Source organism: Desulforhabdus amnigena (assembly GCF_027925305.1).
GTDB classification, from domain to species: domain Bacteria; phylum Desulfobacterota; class Syntrophobacteria; order Syntrophobacterales; family Syntrophobacteraceae; genus Desulforhabdus; species Desulforhabdus amnigena.
Window position 1 is genome coordinate 4082687 of the sequence record NZ_BSDR01000001.1, and the last position, 25364, is coordinate 4108050.

27 protein-coding genes, 1 tRNA gene and 3 pseudogenes are annotated in these 25364 nt (G+C 51.1%); 11 read left to right on the plus strand and 20 right to left on the minus strand.

Translation table 11 applies throughout. The features are described from left to right. Window positions 1-142: 142 nt before the first annotated feature. Window positions 143-1063 (plus strand): SDR family oxidoreductase, encoded by a 921-nt coding sequence (locus QMG16_RS17465; RefSeq protein WP_281796281.1) that lies wholly within the window; start codon window positions 143-145, stop codon window positions 1061-1063. On the opposite strand, the gene QMG16_RS17470 is transcribed toward QMG16_RS17465, so the two are convergent. After that, on the minus strand, window positions 1008-2537 hold the full coding sequence (locus tag QMG16_RS17470; protein ID WP_281796282.1) for a M3 family metallopeptidase: 1530 nt from the start codon (window positions 2535-2537) through the stop codon (window positions 1008-1010). The two genes, QMG16_RS17465 and QMG16_RS17470, sit on opposite strands and share 56 nt — an antisense overlap. A gap of 566 nt (window positions 2538-3103) precedes the next feature. Between QMG16_RS17470 and QMG16_RS17475 the strand changes: the two genes are divergently transcribed. From QMG16_RS17475 to QMG16_RS17485, 3 genes are all read left to right on the plus strand, one after another. Next, the gene (locus tag QMG16_RS17475; protein ID WP_281796284.1) at window positions 3104-3268 is read left to right on the plus strand and encodes a rubredoxin; all 165 of its coding nucleotides are present in this window, start codon (window positions 3104-3106) and stop codon (window positions 3266-3268) included. A 90-nt stretch (window positions 3269-3358) separates the two neighbouring features. Continuing rightward, window positions 3359-4000, plus strand: a complete 642-nt coding sequence (locus tag QMG16_RS17480) for a CBS domain-containing protein (protein ID WP_281796286.1) — start codon at window positions 3359-3361, stop codon at window positions 3998-4000. Beyond that, the gene (locus QMG16_RS17485; protein ID WP_281796289.1) at window positions 3973-4515 is read left to right on the plus strand and encodes an HPP family protein; all 543 of its coding nucleotides are present in this window, start codon (window positions 3973-3975) and stop codon (window positions 4513-4515) included. The genes QMG16_RS17480 and QMG16_RS17485 overlap by 28 nt, the downstream gene beginning before the upstream one ends. Window positions 4516-4633: 118 nt before the next feature. On the opposite strand, the gene QMG16_RS17490 is transcribed toward QMG16_RS17485, so the two are convergent. From QMG16_RS17490 to QMG16_RS19715, 5 genes and pseudogenes are all read right to left on the minus strand, one after another. Continuing rightward, window positions 4634-5116 carry a transposase family protein gene (locus QMG16_RS17490; protein WP_281797111.1) on the minus strand — a complete coding sequence of 161 codons (483 nt, stop codon included), beginning with the start codon at window positions 5114-5116 and terminating at the stop codon, window positions 4634-4636. After that, window positions 5032-5658, minus strand: coding sequence for a transposase family protein (locus QMG16_RS17495; protein WP_281796291.1), 627 nt, complete (start codon window positions 5656-5658; stop codon window positions 5032-5034). The genes QMG16_RS17490 and QMG16_RS17495 overlap by 85 nt, the downstream gene beginning before the upstream one ends. Before the next feature lie 142 nt (window positions 5659-5800). Further along, complete coding sequence (locus tag QMG16_RS19710; protein ID WP_373878689.1) at window positions 5801-6091, minus strand: DUF6915 family protein; 291 nt, start codon at window positions 6089-6091, stop codon at window positions 5801-5803. A 165-nt stretch (window positions 6092-6256) separates the two neighbouring features. Beyond that, complete coding sequence (locus QMG16_RS17500; RefSeq protein WP_281796292.1) at window positions 6257-6556, minus strand: hypothetical protein; 300 nt, start codon at window positions 6554-6556, stop codon at window positions 6257-6259. A gap of 30 nt (window positions 6557-6586) precedes the next feature. Continuing rightward, window positions 6587-7500, minus strand: a pseudogene (locus tag QMG16_RS19715) (ATP-binding protein). A 461-nt stretch (window positions 7501-7961) separates the two neighbouring features. Here QMG16_RS19715 and QMG16_RS17515 point away from each other — a divergent pair. Next, window positions 7962-8117: a hypothetical protein gene (locus QMG16_RS17515; protein ID WP_281796299.1), complete on the plus strand. Its 156-nt coding sequence runs from the start codon at window positions 7962-7964 to the stop codon at window positions 8115-8117. A gap of 24 nt (window positions 8118-8141) precedes the next feature. Here the strand turns inward: QMG16_RS17515 and QMG16_RS17520 are convergent. Then, window positions 8142-9598 (minus strand): annotated as a pseudogene (locus tag QMG16_RS17520) (IS3 family transposase). 122 nt (window positions 9599-9720) lie between these two features. On the opposite strand from QMG16_RS17520, the pseudogene QMG16_RS17525 reads away from it, so the two are divergent. Then, window positions 9721-10790: pseudogene (locus QMG16_RS17525) on the plus strand (IS110 family RNA-guided transposase); the annotation flags it as partial. A gap of 71 nt (window positions 10791-10861) precedes the next feature. Here QMG16_RS17525 and QMG16_RS17530 read toward each other — a convergent pair. Beyond that, the gene (locus QMG16_RS17530) at window positions 10862-11227 is read right to left on the minus strand and encodes a hypothetical protein (protein ID WP_281796301.1); all 366 of its coding nucleotides are present in this window, start codon (window positions 11225-11227) and stop codon (window positions 10862-10864) included. A 256-nt stretch (window positions 11228-11483) separates the two neighbouring features. Next, window positions 11484-11560 (minus strand) — tRNA-Gly (locus QMG16_RS17535). A 273-nt stretch (window positions 11561-11833) separates the two neighbouring features. Here QMG16_RS17535 and QMG16_RS17540 point away from each other — a divergent pair. Then, complete coding sequence (locus QMG16_RS17540; RefSeq protein WP_281796302.1) at window positions 11834-12814, plus strand: threonine ammonia-lyase; 981 nt, start codon at window positions 11834-11836, stop codon at window positions 12812-12814. A 43-nt stretch (window positions 12815-12857) separates the two neighbouring features. On the opposite strand, the gene pyrR is transcribed toward QMG16_RS17540, so the two are convergent. Together pyrR and QMG16_RS17550 are read right to left on the minus strand one after the other, a co-directional pair. Beyond that, the gene (gene pyrR, locus QMG16_RS17545; protein ID WP_281796304.1) at window positions 12858-13412 is read right to left on the minus strand and encodes a bifunctional pyr operon transcriptional regulator/uracil phosphoribosyltransferase PyrR; all 555 of its coding nucleotides are present in this window, start codon (window positions 13410-13412) and stop codon (window positions 12858-12860) included. A gap of 227 nt (window positions 13413-13639) precedes the next feature. Further along, the gene (locus QMG16_RS17550) at window positions 13640-13981 is read right to left on the minus strand and encodes a hypothetical protein (RefSeq protein WP_281796307.1); all 342 of its coding nucleotides are present in this window, start codon (window positions 13979-13981) and stop codon (window positions 13640-13642) included. Between the two features lie 428 nt (window positions 13982-14409). Here QMG16_RS17550 and nth point away from each other — a divergent pair, with 428 nt between their 5' ends. Continuing rightward, window positions 14410-15120, plus strand: coding sequence for an endonuclease III (gene nth, locus QMG16_RS17555; protein WP_281796309.1), 711 nt, complete (start codon window positions 14410-14412; stop codon window positions 15118-15120). Here the strand turns inward: nth and QMG16_RS17560 are convergent. The 5 genes from QMG16_RS17560 to QMG16_RS17580 all read right to left on the minus strand — a co-directional run bounded on the left by QMG16_RS17560 (window position 15101) and on the right by QMG16_RS17580 (window position 19936). Beyond that, entirely contained in the window at window positions 15101-16093 is a 993-nt protein-coding gene (locus QMG16_RS17560; protein WP_281796310.1) for a tRNA 4-thiouridine(8) synthase ThiI, read from the minus strand. The two genes, nth and QMG16_RS17560, sit on opposite strands and share 20 nt — an antisense overlap. Before the next feature lie 18 nt (window positions 16094-16111). After that, window positions 16112-16942, minus strand: a complete 831-nt coding sequence (larE, locus tag QMG16_RS17565) for an ATP-dependent sacrificial sulfur transferase LarE (RefSeq protein WP_281796311.1) — start codon at window positions 16940-16942, stop codon at window positions 16112-16114. A gap of 14 nt (window positions 16943-16956) precedes the next feature. Then, window positions 16957-18165: a homocysteine biosynthesis protein gene (locus tag QMG16_RS17570; protein ID WP_281796313.1), complete on the minus strand. Its 1209-nt coding sequence runs from the start codon at window positions 18163-18165 to the stop codon at window positions 16957-16959. Window positions 18166-18320: 155 nt separating this feature from the next. After that, the gene (locus QMG16_RS17575) at window positions 18321-18779 is read right to left on the minus strand and encodes an acyl-CoA thioesterase (RefSeq protein WP_281796315.1); all 459 of its coding nucleotides are present in this window, start codon (window positions 18777-18779) and stop codon (window positions 18321-18323) included. 50 nt (window positions 18780-18829) lie between these two features. After that, on the minus strand, window positions 18830-19936 hold the full coding sequence (locus tag QMG16_RS17580; protein ID WP_281796316.1) for a 4Fe-4S binding protein: 1107 nt from the start codon (window positions 19934-19936) through the stop codon (window positions 18830-18832). Between the two features lie 216 nt (window positions 19937-20152). Between QMG16_RS17580 and QMG16_RS17585 the strand changes: the two genes are divergently transcribed. From QMG16_RS17585 to QMG16_RS17595, 3 genes are all read left to right on the plus strand, one after another. After that, entirely contained in the window at window positions 20153-20941 is a 789-nt protein-coding gene (locus QMG16_RS17585; protein WP_281796317.1) for a carbon-nitrogen family hydrolase, read from the plus strand. 200 nt (window positions 20942-21141) lie between these two features. After that, entirely contained in the window at window positions 21142-21558 is a 417-nt protein-coding gene (locus QMG16_RS17590) for a DUF5663 domain-containing protein (RefSeq protein ID WP_281796319.1), read from the plus strand. A 186-nt stretch (window positions 21559-21744) separates the two neighbouring features. After that, window positions 21745-22011 (plus strand): ogr/Delta-like zinc finger family protein, encoded by a 267-nt coding sequence (locus tag QMG16_RS17595; RefSeq protein WP_281797113.1) that lies wholly within the window; start codon window positions 21745-21747, stop codon window positions 22009-22011. Between the two features lie 194 nt (window positions 22012-22205). Here the strand turns inward: QMG16_RS17595 and QMG16_RS17600 are convergent, their stop codons facing one another. The 4 genes from QMG16_RS17600 to QMG16_RS17615 all read right to left on the minus strand — a co-directional run bounded on the left by QMG16_RS17600 (window position 22206) and on the right by QMG16_RS17615 (window position 25324). Continuing rightward, window positions 22206-22997, minus strand: a complete 792-nt coding sequence (locus QMG16_RS17600; RefSeq protein WP_281796320.1) for a YkgJ family cysteine cluster protein — start codon at window positions 22995-22997, stop codon at window positions 22206-22208. 44 nt (window positions 22998-23041) lie between these two features. Beyond that, the gene (locus QMG16_RS17605; RefSeq protein WP_281796322.1) at window positions 23042-23764 is read right to left on the minus strand and encodes a YkgJ family cysteine cluster protein; all 723 of its coding nucleotides are present in this window, start codon (window positions 23762-23764) and stop codon (window positions 23042-23044) included. A 14-nt stretch (window positions 23765-23778) separates the two neighbouring features. Continuing rightward, window positions 23779-24039: a hypothetical protein gene (locus QMG16_RS17610; protein WP_281796324.1), complete on the minus strand. Its 261-nt coding sequence runs from the start codon at window positions 24037-24039 to the stop codon at window positions 23779-23781. A gap of 121 nt (window positions 24040-24160) precedes the next feature. Next, window positions 24161-25324: a (Fe-S)-binding protein gene (locus tag QMG16_RS17615; protein ID WP_281796325.1), complete on the minus strand. Its 1164-nt coding sequence runs from the start codon at window positions 25322-25324 to the stop codon at window positions 24161-24163. Window positions 25325-25364 lie beyond the last annotated feature (40 nt).

A 25364-nucleotide genomic window follows, 5' to 3' on the forward strand; every position in this document is an offset into this window, starting at 1 on the left:
TTCTTTCCGGGTTCCGGAAAATCCCCATCGTTCAAAGGCCGAAAGTCGGACTCCGTGCGAAGGGGATTCCCATGAAAGGAAAACGATGTTGCGGCTGCATCCTTTATTGTGTGGATTTTCCGCCACAGGAAAGTCATGAGCCATGAAAAAAATGCTTCTCACGGGGGCGAGCGGGTTTCTGGGCTGGAATATTTGCCGGTGGGCCGGCAAAGGCTGGGAAATATACGGAACCGTATTCTCTCACCCGATCCAAATTCCCGGTGTGAAAATCGTTCAGGTCGATCTCAGAGATTTCAGGGAAGTGAAGAAGATTTTCGATGTGGTTCGGCCCGATGCTGTTGTGCACACTGCTGCCGCCGCAAATATCAATTTTTGTCAGACCCATCCGAAAGAGTCTCATCAAATCAATGTCGATGTTTCTATGGATATTGCCGGTTTGTGTGCGGATCGATCCATCGCATGCGTATTCACTTCGTCGGATCTCGTGTTCGACGGGCAGTGTGCCCCCTATTGCGAAGAAGATCCCGTTTCTCCGGTCAATGTCTATGGCGAACAAAAAATACTGGCAGAGGAAGGGATGCTGAAGCGCTATCCGGATGTGATCATTTGCCGCATGTCTTTGATGTTTGGAGATCCCGGCCCCGTAGCGAGCAGCTTCGTTCAGCCCATGATTGCGGCGATGCGGGAGGCGAGGCCTTTAAAACTCTTCGTGGATGAGTTCAGGACTCCCTTGAGTGGGAGAGATGCCGCAGCAGGTATTTTTTTGGCTCTAAAGAAGGCAAAAGGGATTTTGCATCTGGGAGGAAGGGAGCGGATCTCGCGCTACGAAATCGGTGTTTTGTTAAGAGATATCTTGGGATTCACTGAAAAAAAGGCCGCTCTGATTTCCTGCCGGCAAAGGGATGTTCATATGCCGGCGCCGAGAGCTGCGGATGTCTCTTTTGATATCACAAAGGCCCAGACCCTGGGGTTTCATCCCGTTTCCCTACCCGAAGCCTTGAAGGATTTCACATCGTTTGAGAACCGGCTCCCTTCAGCGACAGCCGAGACTGCCATCTTTTGAGGATTTCGCCGGGGTCGATCGTTCCAAGCCCGTATGTCTTGAAAAACTCTTCCAGTTCAAACCTGTTTCCCGGCAACCACCAGTTCCTCAATGTGTCACCCGCTTCATGCCTGTACATCCAGTTTGCTCCAAGCGTCTCTACGAGGTTTTTCTCCAGCACCGCTTCGGCCATCCACGAAATGACATAATCCAGGGCATAGAACTCTGGAACCAGATCGAAGAGATGACTTTCAGAACGGTAGGAAAACCCGGTGTATTTCTTTAAAAGAGTCGCATAGATCTCTCCGTCCGAAAGTGATCCCGTTTTGAACATTTCATGCTCGGCAAGGAATTTTGCGGCATATCTTCTGAAGAAGGACATGTCCTTTAGAGTTTTATAATAGATCATTTTATCGATATCTTTGGGCTTGAGCTTCAGTTCGCGTTCGAGGAAAAGAGGGGTGAAAATCATGTTTTGCAGGAGAAAAGCATAGGTTTCCGAGAGCGTGTTCGAAGGATGAAAATCCTTCTCCACCGGAGAAAGCTCCCGGGATGTGAAAATATTGCTCAGGGCGTGGCCCATTTCATGGAAAAGCGTTTCCAGATCGATCCACCCCCCCTGTGGATTCATGACGAGGTAAACTTCGTCGGGGATTCTCGCAGCGAAGCTCATCGCTTGTGAGCCCTTCCTGGGAGAATATTCCATATCCAGGTGAAGCCCCGGCAGCTTGTCTGGGGGCATCTGCCAATGATCGAAAAAACGCAAATGTTTGGAAAGAGGTATATGAGAGGGAAAGAGCCCGTTCAGTTTTCCCAGTCCCAACAGGTAGATCCCATCAAAACGGTTCAATTCGGAGAGTGATGTCCCCAGATCCGCTCGGGTCCAGTCTTCCATGGAAGCGAAATACAGCTCCTCCGTCTGGGTCAGCAGCCTTTCCAGTTTTGTGGTATAGGCCGAATAATCGATTTCTTTCTTGTTCGAGCAAAATGTGACGTAATCTTTGTAACCGAATTCTTCCCTCAGAAGTTCGAGAACGAACTCCCAGGGACTGAGGGCGAATGGTTTTAAAAACCTGGAAAGGCTGATCGTCTCCTTTTCCATGATGCGGCGTTTCGCCAAATCACTCCGCTTCTGACACCATGCGATGATGTCTTTGAAATAAATCTTTTCCCCTTCAACATCGGCCGAAGCACCTCGCATCCACATGGACAATTCATTTTCGAAAGGCAGGCTGCGATACTGAAGATAATGGCCCAGGAGAGAATGGAATATCCTGTGTTTTACCTGCCGGGGCAAGTTGAGGTCGCGTGTCTTTTGGATCGTATCGGCATTCAGAATCTCCTGGAAGCCGTCGTAGAGGCTGTGCTCGGTGGCATGAGATGTGATCCCCCTCCATGCATTGGCTCCCCTGAGAGCCAATCGATAGTTGAGGGTCAGGAGATCTCCTTCGATCCTTTTCACTTGGTTGATTTCATTTGTGGATGTCATTTTCATTGAAAAGATCTTTCTGCGGGAACATACCCGGATTCTTAAGAATTGCAAGGAGCCAGCAAGGGCGGCTATGAATCTGCGCTCTTTGCTCTGCTGTGAACGGTTACCCTCTTTATCAGAGTTATGCTGGTACTTGATGCAGTAGCGCTTCATGCATGTCCTCATGAAAGCGGTGGCGCCGAGGAGTTCATCTCGGCTGATGTAGCCTTCCCGGAAAGTATGCCAAAAAGAGAAGATGTGTTCCACTTCCTTGAGTACGTTCCTCATCAATGTTTGATGTTTTGAGCTTCCGTTAGGCTCTCTCCCTTCCGTGCCAATATGCTTGAGACATTCTCTCCCAAGTAAATTAGAGTATTTGACCGTATGGGTCGAATCTTCATGCTGAGTGACGGACGGTGGATACCCAGGAATTTTCTGGAGACTGAAAGACCGCTCCCGGTTCCGAAGAGCTGTGTCTCATCGTGAGTGTACGATTGACCTAAGTCAAAGACCTTTGGGGCTGCCTGTAGTATTCATGGTGCCCACGAAAGAGACGGAAACCGAATAACTCCTGAAGGAAAGGACATGAAATGGAAGAAGATGCCTGCACCATCTGTGACCGGGTGTACGACCCCGCTGAAGGAGACCCTGAGAACGGAATAACTTTCGGGACCAAGTTTGAAGATCTGCTTGATGATTGGGTCTGCCCTCCCTGTGGCGCCCCAAAGAGCGATTTCGAGAAAGAGAATGGGTGATTGGACAAAACACTCCAGACCGAAGAGGAAGATCCCGGCCGTTACCCATCTTTTTAGCGGACAAGAGATCTTCTCGTTGAGGATGCAAAAATGGTCGAAAAGGAAAAGGCTTCCACTCTGCCTGCTGGCGATGTGGGGCTAACCGATCAGGATGTCTATGAAGCCATGAAGTCCATTCCTGGCTACCTCGACATCACCCCTAGGGACTTCAAGGAACTCTACTGCCATGCCTACCGGCAGGCGGTGGAACGGATTTCAAGGTCCGTGCTCGCTCGGGATATGATGACAAAAGAGGTGGTCTTCGTCTCGCGTGATACGCCGCTTGACGAGGTGGCCAGCCTCATGGGCGACCGGGGTATTTCAGGCCTTCCCGTAACGGATGATACGGGAAGGGTTTTAGGAGTCATCTCGGAAAAGGACTTTCTTTTCAGGATGGGTGAGGCAGGCCCCAAGAACTTCATGACCGTTATTGCCAACTGCCTGAAGGCCAAAGGCTGCATCGCTCTTCCCATTCGAGCGAAGAAAGCCGGGGACATCATGAGCTCACCGGCAGTGACGGTTCATGAGAGCTCCTCTTATTTCGAAGTGGCTGACATCATGGCAAGAAGGGGTATCAACAGAGTGCCGGTTATCGACACAGAAAGCCGCCTTATGGGCATCATTACACGAAACGACCTCATCAGGGCTTCTTCAAGGAACGCAACATGCGAAGCGATTATCTCTCAAAGATGAAAGGAACCACTCAGAGCCCACCTCGGGTGAACTTCCCTGAGATCCTCTGGTCATGGGTGGGGAGTTTTCTGGGAATTGCAGCGGTGGGGTTTCTCGATTGCCATTATTGCACGGGCACAGAGCTTGTCCTCATCATCGGTTCATTCGGAGCTTCGGCTGTTCTCATCTTCGGGGCCATAAAAAGCCCGCTTGCCCAGCCGAGGAATCTCCTTGGTGGACATGTTCTTTCTGCACTGGTAGGTGTTTCCGCCTACAATCTCTTCCCGACAACCATCTGGCTTGCAGCCGCCCTTGCGGTGGCAACCGCCATAGCCCTTATGCATGCAACGAAAACGCTTCACCCGCCGGGAGGGGCTACAGCTCTTATTGCGGTCATAGGCGGAGCAAAAATTCATAGCCTGGGGTACCTCTATGCCTTTGTGCCCGTAGGGGCTGGAGCTGCGATCATGCTGGCTGTAGCATTACTGGTGAACAATATTCCAAAGACCAGAAGATATCCCGAGTTCTGGCTTTAACTGCCGGCAAGCCATTGTTGAAAGGCAAATAATTGGAGTAACGATACACTCTTCCCCAAAAAAATAAACAGAAGAAAGGAGAGAAATATGTTCTGTTTTCAATAGTGTTCATTCCGATTTAAGTCATTGGTTGCCAAGCAGACCAACAGACGCGGAAGTTATGCAGGGCACAGCACACTTCCATCACGAGGTCACGTACTCCCTTTTTTGTGAGGCGAATGACTTCTTTGGCCATGCGACAACGCTTGACGCTGCTGTTGACATGCTCGATTCGGACTCGACGTTGAGAGATCAGGCGATTTTCTGCTTTCTGCTCGGCCGTGAGTTCACCAGATCGAGGCTTTTTCGTGGGCATGATGGTTTCTACTCCTTTGAGGGTGAAAGCCTGGAAGCCCAGATTCTGCAATAGTTGACTGCCGGCCGGCAGAGAATAGGGAGTACTGTCGGCGATTTTCTTATCATGCCTTTTTCCCTCAACCGTGTCGCTCAGAAAGAGGATGGTGAGCATGGTATCGATCAGGAGCACGTTTTTGATGGTGTGTTTCTTTTTCTTACCGCTGTAATAGAGCTTCTGATCATCCGGGTCTTGGGGGCGCGGGATGGCTCGCTCGGTGCCATCGTGACAAAAAGGGGGCCACCTTCTGACGGTGATGTGCTTGTTTTACTGGTTTTTTGGTCCTCCTGTTGCGGCTCAACCGAATGGGCAGAGTCCTCAAGCACCTGAGCAGCTTGATCCAAAGGCACATTCAGTTTCTGAGCGAGTTCACCCAGGGAGCGACATAGAGCATGCTCAAGATGACGGAATGTATTTTGAAGCACCGGCAGGAGCACATGTATCCAGACGTTAGCTTTGCACTGGGGCAGTCCGAAGGTGCACCCGTGCAGGGTCTGCAAGGGATTGTTCTTCAGATAAGCCAGGATGAAGAGCAACCGATCCTCCGGGGTGGGCAGCGGGCAGTTCTTGTAGGTGGAGTAACCTCGCTTGGTTCGTGGCAATCTGTCCAGCCGCCATTTCGTCATATGGGCCTGGAACTCCTCCTCGAAGGGCTCAACCAACGCCCGAAACTCTTCCACTACCAGGCTCGTCATATCAAGAACCACAAAGGGTTTGGATTCGATGTCTGTGAAACGTAAACCTCTCATTGTTCGTTGCTACTCCCTCTCTATGATGTTTAGAAAGTATAGCTTATCACATGAGATCGTAAATCGGAATGAACTTTACTTTCTTGCTTCCTTCTTGCTTACATTTCCATCATCTCGGATTTTACCTTTATTCTGGAGAGCCTCAAAAAAGACCCATCCTGACATAATCTTCCTCATCCCTGGGAAATCGATCTTGATCGGTCCATCCTTCCTCCTTTAAGTCAGAGATTATATGCTGTCTGGCAGCTTTGCCGGCCAGATCCCCGAAGAGTATAATAACTTCTTGAATGCCTTCTTCGTGATGACGTCTTCGTCGGTGGCGCATCCCGTACTCCTTCGAACCGGCGAAAGCGTCGAGCCATAAATGGACCTCTTTGAAACGGGCTCCAAAGAGTCTCTCCGATTCCTCACAATGTTTTTCGATGCTCGGCATTACCGTGATTCTTTCCGCGGAAATTCATGCTTCTCATTGCGTGTCCGCTTCATGGCATATGGTCCACGACAGATGCACGTCGGGCGCACAGGCCGACATCCCTTGTGTCGTAAATAATTCCCGACCTGCATCCATACATTTGACTGCCAACACCCCTGGTGACAATTATTTGTGCTTGCAACCGGGCAACAAGGGGAGGTAGCCGTCGCACTCCCCGGTCTTCCTGCCATTTTTGTCGTAAAAGATGGTCTTTCCGTTTCTTATTCTGGTCGCCCCCTTCTTGAAGCCTTTCTCATCACGATAGATGACGGAGCCGTCGTCCTCGACCGTCGCCGAACCGGTTTTGAAACCCTTCGCATCCCTGCACTCGATGATCTGTTTGCCGTAGGACGGCGGCGTCTGCAACAGGAGGAGCACGCCTGCGACCCCGACGACCGTCAGGGTCGTCTTCATGTTCATCTTCATCTCTTTCCTCCTTATCCCTTTTCTCCCTTGTCAGAAGCCCACAGCCTTCCTGCCGGTATGGAGATACTTCAGCCGAGCCTCATGAACCAGGGCTTCCAAGAGCATTTCGTGGTTGAGCTCATGCCGTGGGTGAAAGGCGAACCGGTCGCGCACCGCCTTGAAATCACTCGGGCAGAGATTCGTGAGGCCGCGAAGGGTTCTTGCTGCGTCCTCGGGCAGTGGACCGGAAGCGAGCGGGCCGAGCAGCCTCTCATAAAACAGGATATTGCCTTCGGGTTCCAGCGCCAGGAAACCGATCTTGTGGCTGAATCGGCGCAGAGAAGCCTCGTCCAGGTCCGAAAGGCGGTTGGTAGTGCAGATGAGAATCCCGCAGAATTTCTCCATCTGTGTCAAGAATTCATTGGTGAAGCTGATTTCCCACGAATGGCGGACGCGATCGCGGCTGAACAGCAGGGAGTCCGCTTCATCGATGATCAGGATGGCCTCGCCGGCTTCGGCCGCGGAAAAAGCTTCCTTGATCTTTTCCGATATCCGACATAGTGGCTTTGCAGGTCGCTCACCCGCCGCCACAGAACTTCACGGTCCAGGTGCTTGGCCAGGAACCGGGCGAGCTCGCTCTTCCCGCTGCCGGGAGGACCGTAAAAGAGGAGGTTCATGTTCATGACGCCCTTCTGCTTTCCCTGGCGAAGGTGCTGATCCAAACGTTCGAGCCCACCGATCATGGAGTGGAGGTCCCCTTCGATGTTCAATCCCTTGACGGAGTAGCTCTTCTCGATGCCGTTCTTGTCGATGCGATTTTCACCCGCATTCAAAAGAGTCTGGTGGGCCTCCAGGAGCATCTCCACTATGCTTCGAAAATCCCTTGCGGATTTCAGGTTCGCCTCCATCGCTTTTTTTACGGCCAGGTCGATAGCTCCCGCGCCGGCATCGTGCCTGGAGGCCATCTCCTCGATGACCGTCCTGCCTAGCAGCCTGTCGGAGAGGAAAGTCCGAAAAGACGGTCTCTCTCCCGGCACAGTATGAATTTCGGTCGTAAAAATAAGTGTATACTATGTTGAACCTTCATTTTAGAGACGACTGCACGCTTTTCAACAGATTCAGGGTATTTTTCTCCTGTTGCACTGTGTATCGGAGGAATTTGATGCATCTAACGTTCATGCCGAGATGTTCGCGGCACCCCTGATGATGAAAGGTGGTATAAAGGGAGCTGGCGAGGGCGAGGTCGCGCAAGTGAATACGTGGCTTGGACCCAGTCAGCTAACGAGACCCATTGTTTTGCATCGCACCCCGGATTGCTTCTATAGAGAGCGCACGGTAATAGGGCCACGGGTGCCGGGCACCCGCAGGTTGATTCGAAACATGTCCTCGCCATCTCAACATACATTTTACAGGAGGAGTCGAGGACATGGAACTGGAGCCGATCCACAAGAGTGCTATAGGCCTTGATGTTCATCAAAAGCATGTGACGGCCTGTCTGATTGCGGAACAGGAAGACGGATCGATCCACACGGAAACACTGACTTTCGGTACGTTTAAGCGGGATCGCGGAATGTGTCAATAACTTTGAGACACCCTTGAGCACAATTTATTGTAACTCTCCATCAGTCGTTACAAGCTTGGGGGGATTGATCCAAGCCGCTGTCGGTAAAGGCTTTGGAGTCGGCACCTTGTTGACGAATCTTTCTGGGTGATCCTGGTATGCGCGGATCAAGACCCGTTCTCTGGCTTGTAAGACTTCAGGGGCATTTCCAAAGTGAACCATCTCGGGGGTGAGCAGGCTGATCCCCGTGTGACGGTGCTCCTGGTTGTACCAGGGAAAGAAATCCTGGCAGAAACTGCGTGCATCCTGGATGGCTCCAAAGCGTTCGGGAAAATCAGGTCTGTACTTGAGCGTTTTGAACTGGGATTCGGAGTAAGGGTTATCATCACTGGTATAGGGTCTGCTGTGAGTCTTGGTGATCCCAAGGTCTGCGAGCAGAAAGGCCACGGGTTTCGATTTCATTGAAGATCCTCTATCCGCATGAATCGTCAACTGTCCCGGAACTATCCCCTGTTTGGAACAGGTTTCCTGAATGAAGCGTTTTGCGAGCTGCGCCGATTCATGGGTTGCCACCATCCATCCGACGACGTATCGGCTGAAGATGTCAATAATCACATAGAGATAGAAGTAGGTCCATTTGTCGGGACCAAGAAGCTTCGTGATGTCCCAGGATCAGACCTGGTTGGGTCCCGTTGCCAGAAGCTCGGGTTTTTCATAAACAGGATGGCGCAACTGGTTTCTGCGTTCTTTCACCTCCTTTTGATCTTCAAGGATCCGGTACATGGTGCGGATGGAGCAGTGGTATTTTCCCTCATCGAGCAAGGTCGCATAGACTTCATGAGGAGCCTTGTCGACAAAGCGCTCCGAGTGCAGGATATCGAGCACCGTCTGCTTTTCTTCTGGTTGCAGAGCACGCGGCGAAGGAGATTTCCCGCCGCACTCCGCAGCCTTCATTTTGCTCCCGGCTCTCCGCCGATACAGGCTGGCCCTCGGAACCACGAGGGCTTCACAGGCACGGCGGGTGCCTATTTCAAGGGCGAGCGCTTCTGTGGCATCCATCAGTCTTTCCCGCTCTGCACCTGGGTTTCGAGTGTTATGCCCAATATCTGAGAGATTTTTTTTTGAGCATCGATGATGAGCTCCGCCTGCTTGAGGCGTTTTTGAAGCCGTTCGTTTTCCTGGCGCAGTCTGCCCATCTCGATCACCAGAGGATCGGGTTCTTTGGCTTTTGGTCCCCGTTTTCTTGGCTCCAAAGCCTCCAGGGTGCCCGCATTCCGTTGCCGTCGCCAGGTGGCGAGGTTTGAGTGATACAATCCTTCGCGGCGCAGCAAGGCGCCAAGACTACCGGGGGTCTTACAAGCGTCGGCTAGACCAAGGATATTCAGTTTGTATTCGGCCGTGAACTTACGGCGTGTCGGATTCTCCAACACTTCGGGATCCGGCCGCCCGAGTGCCCTTACAGCTCCATCGGGCTCGCTCTGCTCCCCCGATTCCGCCTCCAGGGCACTCACCTTGACCAACCGCTTTTCCATATTTGAACCTTTTTCCATGATTAGTCTCTTCCTCCACCCTCTACTTTAATTTATTTGGGGGAGGATGTCTCAAGCATATTGGCACAGAGGGTCGGCGAGCTTTGGCCAGGTGGGCCGGAGACGCCAACCCCGAAATTGTGGTCGTAGAGAGCACGGGCATCTACTGGAAGAGCATCTACTCGGCCTTGGAACGCGAGGGAATTGTTGCCGCCGTTGTCAATGCTCGACACGTCAAGCAGGTTCCCGGTCGCAAAACGGATGTGGCCGACAGTCGCTGGCTGGCCCGTTGCGGCCTGCTTTGCGGGAGCTTCATTCCTCCAGAAGAATTGGGAAACCTCCGTCTGATTTCCCGTGAGAGACAGAAGCTGGTTGGGATGCTTGCCAGTGAAAAGAACAGGCTCCATAAAGTCCTTACGGATGGCGGAATACGTCTTTCCGTGGTGGTCAGTGATATTCACGGTCAAGCCGCCCGGCATATGATCGTTTGATCGAGGGCGGAACACCCCTGCAGGCGCTGGAGTTTGCCAACTCCAGGCTCAAAGCCACTCCCGAGGAGTTGCTCGACGCACTCGATGGTGATTTGACTCCCGCCCATCGATTCGTCCTGCGCGAAATCCTCCAGCACATCCGTGAGCTCGAGGCCTGTATCGCTCGATTCGACACCCAATTGCTGGCTGAACTGGAGTCTCACCGCTGGGCTCTGGACCTTCTCCAGACCATACCTGGAATCGATGCCGTGGGTGCGGCTATGTTGATCGTCGAGATCGGACTGGACATGGAGGCCTTCGGCTCCCCACAGCGTCTGGCCTCGTGGGCCGGGGTCTGCCCTGGCAATAACGAATCCGCCGGAAAGCGAAAAAGCGGTCGCATTCGCAAGGGCAATCCATATGTACGACGACTGTTGTGCGAAATGGCTAATGCCGTACGTCGTACCAAAAGCATGTTCCAAAGCAAGTATTCGGGGCTTGTCATACGCCGGGGACACAAGCGCGCCATTATTGCTTTGGCTCATAAGATTCTGAAAATCGTTTTCATTCTGCTCAGTCGCAAGGCTCCTTATCGAGATTCACAGGTGGATTACAAAGAGCTGATGGTTCAGCGCAATGCTCCTCGATGGATCGCTGCTTTGCGCCAGTACCACATGCTGCCCACTGCGATCTGAACAAACCCTACCACAACTCAGGTTTTTTTCAATCCGCCCAAAAGCGGAGATGGTGAACTGTTCCCGAGAGCTCATAGTACTTTCACGGTAATGTCTATGATGCTGTCTTTCATCCTCTTATTGAGCAGTTTGATGAAAAAATGGTCATCCTTACCGACACGGCTTTTCATTCCAAAGAAGGTGACCCTGCAAATATGAAACCCTGTCAGAGGGGAACATGGAATGTACGGATGGTTCTCGAAACCGTACTTTCGATGCTCACTGTAATCTCCCATTTCAAGAAAGTTGGCCACCGGGTATGGGATTATTTCCGGGCAAGACTTGCCTTCACCATGGCTCTGTTCGATGTTCTTGTTCAATGGGATGGGCTTGAACCCGATGAAAATGGATTCATTCCTCTTTCTATTGTGGAGTTCAGCCTTTAAAACTAGCACCATTGGTCTAGGTTCTGTTGACATTTGACGGATTGACTGTGTTTTCAATTGGATAGCAGAGTGTTTATCTTTGATGGACTATCCGCCAAAATCTTTCACCAGCAAGCTTTCACGACGATGCTCGGACGTGAAATGTCAACAGAACCTAGCCTTCGCTATTTTTTTGTCCTGAAGTGTGGATTTCTTTGCGAAAAGTTACCTATGTGTTACCTACAAAAGCAAAAAGGGATCAGCCTAAGGGCTGATCCCTTGAAATTACTGGAGCGGGAGACGGGCTTCGAACCCGCGACCCTCAGCTTGGAAGGCTGATGCTCTAGCCAGCTGAGCTACTCCCGCTCAAAGTGCTAATGTGTTTAGCACGACTTCCCAAGCTTTTCAAACGAAAAATGAACAGTCCCGTTTTTATAGCCTCCTTCTTTCCTTTCCCGTTGCCGTTTGCTGCGACATCTCCTGGCTCAAAAACGATTTCTAGTATATGATCATGCCAATGATCTGGACCAGTGGATCGCGTGTGGATTCTCATAAAAAAGGGCAGAGTGGATTGATAAGGAACTCCCGTGACCGGGAAGAAGCATTTTCTTCAAAAGGTCGGATGAAAAAGGAGGGAATATGAACCAGCACTATCTCGATTTGCTTTCTCAGGTCAACATGCTGGAGGTCTTCAAGGCGCGACGCATTGTGGAAAACACACTCAAACGCACTCATTTGACTTACTATAAAAGGCTTTCCGACGAGTTGGGCGCTTCTATGTATGTCAAACATGAAAATCATCTTCCCACCAACTCCTTCAAAGTTCGCGGAGCGGTGAATTTCATGGCGCGCATTTCCGACGATATTCAGAAGCGTGGGGTCATCGTCGCCACTCGAGGCAATCATGGATTGGCGGTTGCCTGGGCAGCGCAGGAGCGGGGGGTCTTCTGCAACGTGGTGGTTCCCGAAGACAATAATCCCGAAATCAATGCAACGATCCTTTCTTACGGAGCGCAGTTGATCGAGCAGGGGAGGGATTTTTTTGAAACCCAGGATTATTGCGAGGAACTGGCTGAAAATACTGGACTGTACTACCTGCGGCAGGGAAATGAACCACATCTCGTTACCGGCATTGCCACGATGGGGCTCGAAATATTCGAAGAGCTTCCCGAAGTGGACGTTGTCATCATGCCCATCGGAGGAGGTACCGGTTGCGCGGCACTGGCAAAAGTCATTGAAGGCATCAATCCCGGCGTGGAATTGATAGGCGTTCAGGCGGAACGCATGCCCTCATTTTACGAATCCTGGCGCCAGGGAAAAAAAGTGATCGTTCCAGGAGCATCCACGATTGCTGAAGGGCTGGCTGCGCGATCGGTTTTCGACATTCCCTATATGATCTTGAAAGAGAGAATCACCGACGTTGTCCTTCTGACGGAAGATGAACTTCTGGAAGGCGTCCGCCTGGCAGTGCGCTTCACTCAGAACCTTGCAGAAGTAGCCGGGGCAGCATCTTTGGCTGCCGCTTTCAAAATCAAGGAGCGTTTGGCCGGTAAGAAGGTCGTGACTATAATGACAGGGGGAAATCTGAACCTTCATCACCTGACACAGGCTTTTTGCTGAGTTGCACCGAGAGGTCTTTCATCCGGGAAAAATCGTGTCGCTTTTATGGCGCAGACAGAGGGCTCTCAATGATGACGCGGTCCACACCGTCCTTTTCTTTCAAGAGAACATTGACCTGTTCTTCCGGCCCGGTTTTGATTTCTAGGCCGATGAATTGACCACAGATGGGCAGCTCCCGGTGCCCACGGTCCACGAGTACCGCAACCTGGATGTGTTTGGGACGTCCATAATCCATGATCGCATTGAGTGCCGCTCTAATCGTGCGGCCTGTGAAGAGCACATCATCAACCAACACCACCTCACGGTCATCGATGGGGAAAGGAAATTCTGTGGCACGTACAATCGGTTGAGTGTGTAGCCGTGTCCAATCATCCCGGTAAAGGTTGATATCCAGTGTTCCAACAGGAATGGAGAGGTGAAATTTATCTGATATGATCCGCTCCAGTCTTTTCGCCAGATAGACTCCGCCCGTATGGATTCCCACGAGCGCCAGCAGGTGGGGGTCCACGGGTTGTTGAACGATTTCACTGGCAAGTCTTTCCAAAGCCTTTTCAATTTCAACGGCTTCCATTACACAGCGACCGCCAAGTTCCTTCATGATCTTTTATCCTGTCATTTGAGTATTCAGTGTCGGTGGCCATGGAGAAAGAAGGGGTAATATCTCCGATAGCGCCGGAGGACTTCATTGGGTTTCCATCAAAAAGATCAGGGCAGAAGGTCCCTGGCAACCTTCTACCCTGGTTGTATTTTAATGCAAGCTTTGCCACGGGAGGTCAGTCTGATTGAGATGATTCTTCAGCGAGGAGTCAAAAAATCATCCGTACCTCAGAAAAGCCTTTTCACCCACACCAGACTCAGGTGAGTATTGATGTCGTATTTGCAAAAGCGCTCCATTATGTTCATCTCCGCTGTCTGTTTGAGATCCAGAAGCCGGTCGAAGTCTTTTTCAATGACTATGTTGCAGAAATCTACAGGAATGGAGCGAACGAAATCCAGCTCTTCTTCGTTCCAAAGTTCTCCTGCAATGTCGCCGACCCCTGTTTCCAAGGCATGATTTCCACAGACCTTGTAGCATGCGCCACACGTGCATCGATGTATGGAATCAAAATCGTTCGGAACAGGATGCCCATTTTCACAAAAAGGGCAAATGATGATATGAGTATTCATTGGCCGTTTTCCACCCAGGAACCTGTTGCTGTTTGTTTTGAAGATTCGCCTCATCTTTTCCTCATTCCCTAAAAGATTCATCGAGGTATAGCTGCCGACCGAACGTCTCATGTTTCCATCTATCATGTTTTCAAGATCCCTGTCTCTTCAATGCCTTATTTAAACCGCTTTTATATGAATTTTCCTCTCAGGGTTTAGAATCTGTCTTAAAATTCCCCCTCACGGGGAATCGAAACAGAAACGGCTCCCAAGCAGAAGAACTTTCAGACAGTCTCTTAGCTCGACATTGTCTCATTATGATGTTTATCAAATATAAAATGTTTTTCCTTGAAATCCAATGATAACTTTGACATATAAAAACAGCAAATGTGTTGGACAATAATAAGCGTTTACTTACTAACTTATCATAAATACTAGAAATATAATAAATGCCCAAAAAGAAGACAAGCAAATCCCACCTTTCTTTACCTCCTTTGGAAAAGAGGATCGGTCCGATTCTCGATCTCCTGGACCGGCTTTATCCGGATGCAGGATGTACTCTCAATTACGAAAACCCATTACAGCTCCTGATTTCCACTATCCTTTCGGCCCAGTGCACCGATGAACGCGTCAACCAGGTAACACCGGCTTTGTTTAAGAAGTATGCTTCTGCAAGAGACTTCGCGCAGGCGCCTCTGGAAGAGCTGGAAAATGACATCAAGTCCACAGGGTTTTACAGGAATAAAGCGAAAAATATTCAGGCCTGCTGCCATATTTTGGACGAACGCTTTGGAGGAGAGGTGCCGCCGGATCTGGAGATCCTGGTCACTTTGCCGGGAATTGGACGTAAAACGGCCAACGTGGTCCTGGGGAATGTTTTTCAGATTCCCGGTATCGTCGTGGATACCCATGTCGGGCGCGTGTCACAACGGCTGGGACTCACGGCCCACAAGGATCCCTTGAAGATAGAACAGGACTTGATGGCTCTCATTCCCCGGGAACGTTGGATTCTCTTTTGCCATCAACTGATTCAGCATGGAAGAAAAATCTGTCTGGCCAGAAAGCCTAAAACCTCTATCTGTCCGCTGAGTCCCTACTGCGAATATGCAGCAGAGCATTCCGATGAAGAAGCGCGGGAGATTACAGCAGATACGGTTTGATCTCTTCCCGGCGGATACGATTCTCTTCGGTGAGAATTCCTGAATTTCCGGCGTGTTTCCATTCCACGCGCACGGCGCCCGCCTCCGGCGCGTCGCTGTAGGAGATCAGCACCATGGCGGCAAGGGAAAGGATGCCTTCTGCCCGCGGAGAGTGTAACAATACGCCCAAAGGACTCGGATAATCCATGACCCGAAGCACGGTCTCGTCATGGCTGGCAAGGGATGCCAGTTTTTCATTGTCCATTCTCTGGCGCCCTACCGCCAAAAGCGTTCCTTCCGGCAATAGAAAATGTCGGCCCCATTTGAGCAATTCGATTTCCCTGCCACCCGCCTTCGGCTGCAGGATCAGCAGCTGCTTGAGCTTATTGGCGAATCCTTCCTTGGTGAGCATGCACCCGCCGCCGGGCTGTGGGTAGTCCGTGATTCCGTAGTGCCTGGCAAGTTCCATCTGCCTTTTGCGGCCGCGGCCGCTGATATCCAGGAGCTTTTCCCGGTCCACCAGCCCTTCATTCTCGACGATGGTGGGAGGCAGCAGCTTGGCGCTGAGAGGCCTCAGGATGCGACCGAGATAGCCGGAGAGTTTTTCCACGCTTCTCAAAGAATCCCGCCTCTGGCTCATGGGGCGTTGCCCCAGGACTTCCCCGGTAAAGAGAAAATCGCCCTGGATCTGCTCCATGAAGTGTCCCGCCTCCCGAAGCATGAGAGCGTGGCAGTCGATACAGGGATTCATTTGACTGCCAAAGCCGTAGACGGGTTTTTTCAGCATTTCCAAATACTTTTCTGTGAGGTCGATTGCCTGGACCTCAATGCCCGCTTTGCGGCCCGCATCGATACCTGGCTGGGCTTCAAAAAAGGGTGTAGTGAAGGTGATGCCCAAGAGTTCCAGACCCTGATCCTGCAGGATTTTGACGGCTAAAATACTGTCCAATCCCCCCGAGAGGAGCCCGATTCCTTTTGCCTTCTTTTTGATCATGAACCAATTACTCTTTGATTAAGGGTTGATTTTGTCCCCACTGCCGCTTCGATATCCTGCCAGATCCAGGCTGACGAAAGCGAAATTCAGTTCCTTGAATCTTCTCAGGAGCTTTTCCCGGGTGTTTTTCTCCATAAAGAGCGGGAAGTCTTCCGGCGTGACTTCGATTCGGGCCAGGTTCTCATGGATACGGACCCGTACCTGCCTGCATCCAACCTCCCACAGGTATGACTCGGCTTCCTCTATCCTGGATAAGAGGTCTGAAGTGATGGCGGTCCCGTACGGGATGCGAGTGGCGAGGCAGGATTGGGAAGGCAGATCCCAGTTGGAGAGGCCCGCGAGGCGACTCACTTCCCGGATTTCACTCTTTTCAAATCCCGCCGTTGCCAGTGGACTCAATATATGCAATTCCTTCAGGGCCCTGCGGCCAGGCCGGTAGCTCCGGGAATCTCCCGCGTGCGACCCCTCCAGGACTGCAGCATACCCCAGAGTGTGGGCACGTTCTTTGATAGCCGTCATGCTTTCCTTCTTGCAAAAATAACAGCGTAGGGAGGAATTTTCACGGATGGAGGGCACTGCAATGGGGTCACCAAAAAGGGTCTCGAGAGAGAAGCCGATTTCGCGAGCCAGGGATTGTGCCCTTTCCCTTTCCCGCCTTCCGAGAAAGGGCGACTGCACAAGAAAAGCATGCAGCCTTTTGCCCAGGACTTTTTGAACATACCAGGCCAGAAAGGTGCTGTCCACTCCACCTGAATAAGCCACAGCAAAGGAAGGATAAGGTGACAGCAGTGCTTCCAGGGTCTTGAATTTTAGTTCAAGGTCCAAAGGAATGATGAAGGGGTAAGTCATAATGCTAAAACCGTCTAAAACTTTTTTTCGAGACCCTGGATGATCGATTCGGTGATTTCCTGCTGTTCGTCCGAAGCGGTCGGAAGAAGGTGTTGGGGTTCACCCAGAAGAAAACTTCCGTTTCCTATCCATTCTTTCAAAATCCCGGCAATTTCCTTGGCGCGAACATAACTCGACAGGGGCACTGTGGGCACCTCCTTGCCTTCCACCATGATGCTGCCGGACCTCAACTGCGCGTACGTCACTTCACACAAGGGCTCGGATTGGGTAAAGCTGTAATCCTTGACCTGTGTGACGATATCTTCGTCGGATACCCCGGTATAAAAGGCCATCTCTTCGTTGAGAATCGGAATGGGAATTCCGACTCCGAGGGAGAGAGAACAGCCGTATCCCTGCATGCTGACACCCATGAGCCAGCGAGGCTTCATCTGTTTGAGATCTCCCATGACCATGAGCGTTCCCGCCGGGCTCCTGGGAACACCGTTGGGAAGCCGCGGTGCGTTGGGATTGTGCTGTGACCCGTGCCAGGTGATGTATCCCTGCGCCCCCCCCAGGAAGATGCGGGTTCCAAGGCCCAATGTCTTGTAATATGGGTCGTTGAGAAGAGGGCTGAGCTGGCCGGAGGTAGAATAGTTCGCATTGCCCAAACGGGGTTTGAGTGTTCCCATGTACGTGAAGATGGTTTTCTGAGACAGATTGACGGCGCAATTGTAGTTTTGGTAAGCATTGCGGGGATTGCAGAGCACTGCGTAGGGTAGGTCCGCCAGGGTCACGGTCATGTCGGCCTGGCGGTTGGGATAGCAATCGGTGCCGTATCCCTCTGCACGCAGGCGGACGGGCTTTCCGCTCACCAGATCGTGGAGAACATGGCCGCCGCCATAGTCGAAAGATCCCGGGCGAATCTTGTTGAGAGGATCGTCAAATGCCGGTTCCGTAGCCCCGATAAAAATATCGACAGCTGCCACGCCTCCGTAGGCTGGAACATCGTTGAGCCATACCTTGCTCGCCTTGATGGGGGGCTGTGTGTGGCCAAAGTTGATGAATGCGCCTGAAGAACACATGGGAGCAAAAGTTCCGGTCGTTACTACATCCACCTCTCGGGCTGCTTGAACAGGACCTTTCTTCTTGACCACTCCGACCATTTCTTCCGCTGTAAGTACGACAGCCTGTCCTTTTCTGATTTTTTCGTTGATCTCTTGATAAGTCTTCTGCACTACTCCCATGGCTCATTTTACCTTCTTCATTTGTCGAATCTATGCAATTCTCGCGAGTGATTTTCAGGGATAAATCCATACATATGAAAAATTTTTCGCCTTATCTTTACTCATTTTGTTCCAGAGTCAATAGCGCCGACCTTTTCTTGCGGCAAACCGCCTTTTCACGAATGCTGCAGAGGAGGCACATAAGGCTGAAGAACCTGACGCAGCTCATCGGGCAGACTTCGGGATTGCCAGGATCTATCGATGGCAACAAGAGTGGCTTCACCGTGAGCGATCAGAGCATCCCCTTCAGATGGGTAGAAATAAAACCCAAAGGTCAGAACCTTGCTTCTTGCCTGCATGATGTACACTGCGAGCCGCAGGCTTTCCCCATACCGTACCGGTTTATGGAAGCTGCAAGACGCCTCCACGATGGGAAGGCCGAAACCTTCCTCCGTGTTTCGGAATATCTCTTGCGGGGCTAAACCGAGATGGCGGAAAAATTCCTCGATTCCCTGGTGACAGTACCTGAAGTAAGATGCAAAGTAAACCACACCATAAGGATCCGTATCGCCGAAACGGACCGTAATGGGGATTTCAACAGATTTCCCAGGAGGTGGTGCAATAGGATTTGTCATTGTGTGCTCCTCTCCTTTGGGCAGGTGGCATTTTCATGTCCTGTTGCGTCTCATTCAAGACGCTCATTGTCCTGTTTGGCTGCTTGCCGCAGACGTGCTATACGCTCTTTGGCGATTCTTTTGTATGTCTCCATGAAGTGGGCGGGTGGAGTGGCGCGGTCTGCTTCCGGTTTCCTTTGGAGCCGGATGGCCTCTTCAGGGCAGGTGGGCACGCACAGGCCGCAGCCAATGCACCGGTTTTGAATGATGACAGCCGATGCCCCGTCCATTTGAACCGCATCCATCTGGCATCTTTCGACACAGGTTCCGCAGGCGGTACAGGTCTCCTGATCAAGGACTGCAAAATAGTTTGAAGCGACATAGTTGGCTGGATCGGGAAGCCTCTTGAGGTTTTTAAGAATCTGGCAGCAGCATCCGCAACAGGTACAAATATTGACTACTTTTTGAGCATTGGAGGGTTGAAGCACCAGGCCGCTTTTCTCTGCGCTTTCAAGTATTTTTAGTGCATCTTCCCGGGTGATGGGACGGCCGAGGCCGTTTTCTTCATAAAATTGGGCCCCGGTCCCGAAGACCAGGCAGGATTCCAGGGGTTTTTCACAGCCCTCTCCGGTGATTCGGTGCTCCTTCCTGCAGATGCAGGGAGCCACAACGATCTTTTGCTGTTCCTGGATGATATTGCGGGCCTCTTCATAAGGCATCACAGCCTGTCCTGAGGGGATGGCCCTGGAAATGGGGATTGTGCGCAGTTGAGGCGTTTTCAGCCGGTTTGTCTTTCCGAAGAAATAGGGCAGGTATTCGTTCATGTCTCGGATCAGGTCCGCACTGAGGTCATTTACATGATATTCCCAAATGCCGATGACGAATTGAGCTGCCATATAAAGAGATGTGTCTTTTTTGCGAATCCTGAAGATAAGCCCTTTTCTGGACATGGCTTCGAGTCTGGGGGCCAGGGTGTCCACTGTTTCGCCTGCACGTTTTGCAATTTGTTCAGGTGTTTCCGGCCTGAGGGTGAGAAGCTGGGCGAGGGCCGCTTCCTCAGGAGTGAAAAGCCTCTGAAGGATGCGGATTTCAACGCCCGATGGAGTTCGAGGAAAGCCTGCAGGCAGGCGGTCCAGGTGGGTCGCGAGTGTTTCATATACCTTTTGATTTGATTCCATTATTTCTCCTTTAAGGCGAGCCGCTGTTCGTCGTGGTCGGACGGTTCTTTTACACAAAGTCGTCAAGGAATTTAATCTGTTTGAAATATCAAAATCAAATTGTTTGAATAGAAAGCGGTCGGCGTTTAGTCGGGTAATTTGTAGCATATGGAAAAAGAAGGGCTTTTCTGAAGTGCATATGCGTAAATGAATGTGCAGGATTCAAAGGCTTTGACTATGAAAGAACTTGTCGTGGGATGTTCTCAATTGGATGTTCTTCCCGGAAATATCTGGAAGAATGTGGAAAAGGCCGAACGCCTGGTTTCTGAAAATGCAGAAAAGGGATGCCGGCTGCTTATTTTTCCTGAAATGTGGTCTTGCAGCTTCGTTTATTCGAGGCTCAGGGAAATGGCGGAGACAACCCCTCACGTTTTGGAAAGATTTCAGGAATGGGGGCGCCGCAATGAAATGGTTTTGGTTGGGAGTCTGCCGGAGAGGGATGGAGATGCCGTTTTCAATAGTTCGTATGTCATAGACCGCACTGGAGAAATTGTTGGGAAATACCGTAAAATCCATTTGTTTTCTTACAATCGTGAGCATGAGTATTTCGGCAGGGGCGAAAAGTCCGTTGTCTGTTCTACTTCTGTGGGCCGTCTGGGAATCATGATATGTTATGATTTGCGTTTTCCCGAGCTGGCGCGCCGCCTGGCTCTGGATGGCGCTGAAATCCTTTGCATATCCGCCCTTTGGCCCACTACGCGTATCAATCACTGGTCCCTCCTGCTTCGAAGCAGGGCTCTTGAAAATCAAATGTTTGTAATGGGATGCAATGGATGTGGAAAGGAACAAAATCTGCGTTACGGCGGCGCCTCCGCCATTGTATCTCCAACAGGGGAGCTGCTGGCTGAAGGCAAAGATGGGGAAGAACAGGTGATAACCACTTTGGATCAGGATCTCATGACGGCCTTTCGCCGGCAGATTCCCTGTTTTGAAGACCGTCTGCCGGGTGCCTATAATATCATATGATGTTTTGCGAGGATCAGTGTCGTAAGGGGATCAAAAAAAAATGGTTCGGAAAGAGTTGCGATGCTATATTTAAATGTTAAGTTAAAAAAATCACAAAAATTGGCTGGGAAAAGCGGTTTTTACAGTCCGTTGATCCGGGGATAATGGCTTGAACGTTGACCCGTTTTATTGAAAATGCTTTTTAAGAGAGGATGAAAGGGATGTCCCAAAAAGAAACTGAAGCGATGGAGCCCAGAAATGTGGGTTCTGCCGCACCCGTTAGAAATCCGTACATTATTAATTTCTGCAAAGTATTAGTGGAAAAAAAAGGCGAAAAGATTGAAGGTGAACCGTTGAAGAAACTTCTGAACGACATGTACCGCCTTTTTGAATGCATGCTGGGCCAGAACATGGTCGAAGCCCTGCCTGAAAATCATCGTCAAGAATATCTAAAGATCACCGAAGATCTGAGCAAACTCTCCTATGAAAAGATCGGGGAGATTTTTGATCGGAACCTTCCCAACTATGAAGAGATCATGAAGAATACCATGAGGCAGTTTGCTGAAATTTTTATGAAAAACAAAGATTTTAATGTGGCGGACTATCCTGTTCCCATTGAAGTTCTCTCTGAGTCTTAGAACCTATCCAAAAACTCGCAGTCTCATCGGAACACCCCCTCATTCCCCCCTTGAGGGGGAATAAAAGGGGGGTGTCGAGAACAATCCTTCATGTTGGGTTTCGCTCAGCTGTTTCCGGTTGGCGGGTGGATGGCAGACTCGTGGTTAATTTTAAAGATCGGTATCAGGGAAGAGAGGAAAAAGAGAATGCAGGAAGATAAGACAATATGTCCTCATTGTGGTAAGAAAATGAGCAAGTGGCGGACTCCCCCTTTTTCAACCTGGAGTTCAGAGTTTCTTTACGTCTGCTTTAATGACGAGTGCCCCTATTATGTCAGAGGTTGGAAGCACATGGAAGGCAGTATGCAGCACAAATGTTCCTACCGCCACAGATACGACCCTGTGGCTGGAACGACCGGGCCGCTACCTGTTTGCTCCGACGATGCTGGTAAGATGGACATTATCGAAGAGTGATCGATAGCATCCAATTTTAAAAAAAATTATATCACGAAAGAAAAAATGGGGAACGGACACCGCCTTTCCCCATTTTTTTATGCCTGAAAGACTTCTTGGATTGAGAATGAATATGAGCCTACCAATGCCTCAAGGAAAAACTGGTGAGGGGGAGACATTCGTTGTCTAAACAAAGACGTTCCTTATTTTCCCGCTCATGAAGCGTGGTTTCCCACTCCCCGCATCCTCAGCACCGGCTCGTTGCAAAGGGAAAACTTGAGCCAGAGGAAAGCGAGCCTCAAAAGCGCTTCATCGCTTTCCCGTACAGCTTCGCTTTCGCCTTCGGGGAGATCGAAGAGTTGCAAAAATCGGCTTCCCAGAACAAAATCCCTGAATTTATCCAGGTTGTAACTGGCCAGGAAAAACATCTGTTGCTGTTTTTCAGAAAGGCCGGAACCCTGCATCACTTTGGGGTGGGTGATGATTTCCATCCAGAGATTATTGAATTCGTTATATTTTTCAAGACCTTGATCCTGCGTCCATTCCTGGATAGACCATGTCCTGGATTCTTCGAATCCGAGGCAGTGAGGTTCGTGAAGCACGAAAAAGTCTTCCTGGACCGTGCCGTGGCGGCGATGCATCCGTGATGCTCTGGCCACGGGATAAATCCTGCAGGCAGCGGGACGGTCCTCATAAACCCGGCAGCCTTTGGGAGTCACAAAGGGGCAGGTCCTGCGCGGGTCTTCCTGCATCTGAAGGTAAATCATGGGTAGATTGCGCCGTGTGTCAAGCTCCGTTTGGGTATATTGATTCAGAAAAGTGCCTGCATCCAATCCCAAATGGTTCTTGAGGCGCAAAATGTCATATGGAGTCAGGAGCAGTTTCAGCTCACGACAACATTCGGTGAAACAGGGGACATGGGGGTGGCAGGCAAATTTGAATTGCCCACCTTCCAGAGGCTGTAGCATTTCCTGAATTGCTTCTGGGGCTGTCTTCTCGAGGGACATGGTTATTCCTTACGGCTTTTTCGGCGGCGATCAACAACCGCCTCTCAGATCACTTGATAGAGCTCATCCATCTGACTGCGAATATAGCGGAACGCCAGCCTCAGGAGCGCCTCATCGTCTTCACGTACCTGGCGGAGCAGTTCATCGTCCACCTCATAGAAGGTTTGAAATCGCTTGTCGTTGAGCATCTCGGCAAATCGATCCAAATCGTAAGCGAGGAAAAGCAGCTTCCCGAGACCTGCGTCCATGGGGGCTCCGGGCTTGAAGGAAGGAGGGAGAACGGAATGAAAAGCGCGCTCCATTTCCACATAAGGAGCTACTCCCTGGGTGTCCAACCATTCCTGCACAGTCATGGCCGTCGATTCCTTCAAGCCCATACATCGGTCGCTGCCAACGATCATCTGGTATTCCCCTTCCCTGGAGGCCAGGTCGAGGGGAAACATGCGGCACGCCCATGGGCGATTGTCGTAAACGCTGCAACCGTCTTTGGTGACGAGCTTACAATAGAGGGTTTCCGGGTCCATATCGAACTGGACCACGGGAATATGGGTGACGCGCGCCAGAAAATGGCGCGTGTATTTTGCGAGAAACTCTCCCGACCCGATTTTGAGGGAGCGGCGAAGACGCAGCACATCATAGGGCGTGAGATAGATGTTCACGTCCCTGCAGCATTGAGTGAAACACGGAAGGGTGTCTCGACAGGCGAAACGGAATGTGCTCTCTGAAGTCAGGATGGGGGCTTCCTTGGGTGACGAATTAGGGTGCATGTGTTCCTCGATCTTTATTTGTCCAGCAGAGATGCCTGATAATTTTTGAAGTTCGGATTGCCTTGCAACAGCTTTTCCACAACGGCAAAAGCTTGCGGATCACAGCAGGCAATGAAATTGCAATCGCATTTGCGCTGGCATTCCTGGCAAAAATAGTCTTCGTCGAGGGGGGTTCCACAGTAGCAGGTGGGTTCCATGACCAACTGACCATTTTCCCACTTCGCGATGAGGTAGTCCTGCTGGTGGGCTTTCAACATATCCAATGTTACAGTCATCGGTGAAGTTCTCCTTTTTTCAAAAGAGATGAGCAATGAAGGGTGAGCGGCGGGAAACACATTGGATTTCCCTCGCTTCATCCCTCATTGCTCATCGTGGTTCTATTCTGTCTTCCGGCGATCAGGGCAGTGCGGCAGCCAGAAGCTCAGAGAGTTCCGTGATTTCAAGATCATCCTGTTTTTCCAGGCTCTTGCAGGCATCCGTCAACATATTTACACAGTAGGGGCAGGATGTGGTGAGAATCTCGGCTCCGTGCTCTACAGCGTCTTTTATGCGCAGCTCTCCGAAACGTTCTCCCATGGGAGCTTCGGCCCAGATGCGTCCTCCACCGCCGGCGCAGCAGAGGCTCATTTCGCGGCGGCGGTCCAGTTCCCGTGCTTCCACTCCGGGAATGCTGTTCAAAAGGTTCCTGGGGGTGTCGTAAATGCCGCTGTGGCGCCCAAGGTAACACGGGTCGTGGTAGGCGACTTTCTTTTCAAGGCTCTTGGGGAAGGAAAGCTTGCCTTCCGCGAGAAGTTTTTCCAGGAGTTCCGTGTAATGGATCACTTCCCATTCCCCGCCCAGTTCGGGATATTCATTCTTGAACGTCCAGAGGCAATGGGGAGAAGTGGTGATGATTTTCTTGACCCCTTTGCCGTTGAAAAGTTCGATATTGGACTGAGCCAGTTTCATGAAGAGCTCTTCATCTCCCACTTTTCGAACGCTTTCCCCGCAGCAGCTCTCTTCCGCACCGATCACTCCAAAACTCACCCCGGCAGCCTTCAAGAGCTGAGTGATGCTCCTGGCGATCTTGGTGCTGCGAGGATCGTAACAGGAGTGGCAGCAGACGAAAAGAAAATATTCTGTATCGGGGCCGAATTGCGGCACATCGAGGCCCTTTTGCCAGTCCGTTCGTTTTTCACGTGGGCCGGACCATGGGTTCCCGTTGGCATGCGCACTGCCAAGGATAGGTCTGAGATTGGCAGGAGCCATGCCCGCCCCTACAAGGCTCGCCCTCATGCCGCGAACATTGTCCACGATCTTTACGCCGCGTGGGCAATTGGTTTGACACATACTGCAGGTGGAACAGGCGAAAAGCACCTCTTCGTCTTCAAAACCTTCCATCCCCATTTGGCCCAGACGCTGCATGTGTCGAATGTTGAACGTCTCGCTGGTCTTGCCCGGAACAAGCCGCCAGGGGCAAAGATTGGTACAAAGGCCGCATTGCATGCACCAGTTGAGGGTTTGCGCGCCCATTTCGGCAAGGTAATCCCTCATTTCCAATGAAACAACTTTGGGTTCCATATGTCATCGCTCCTTCAAATCTGTGGAGAGTCGGCAATTC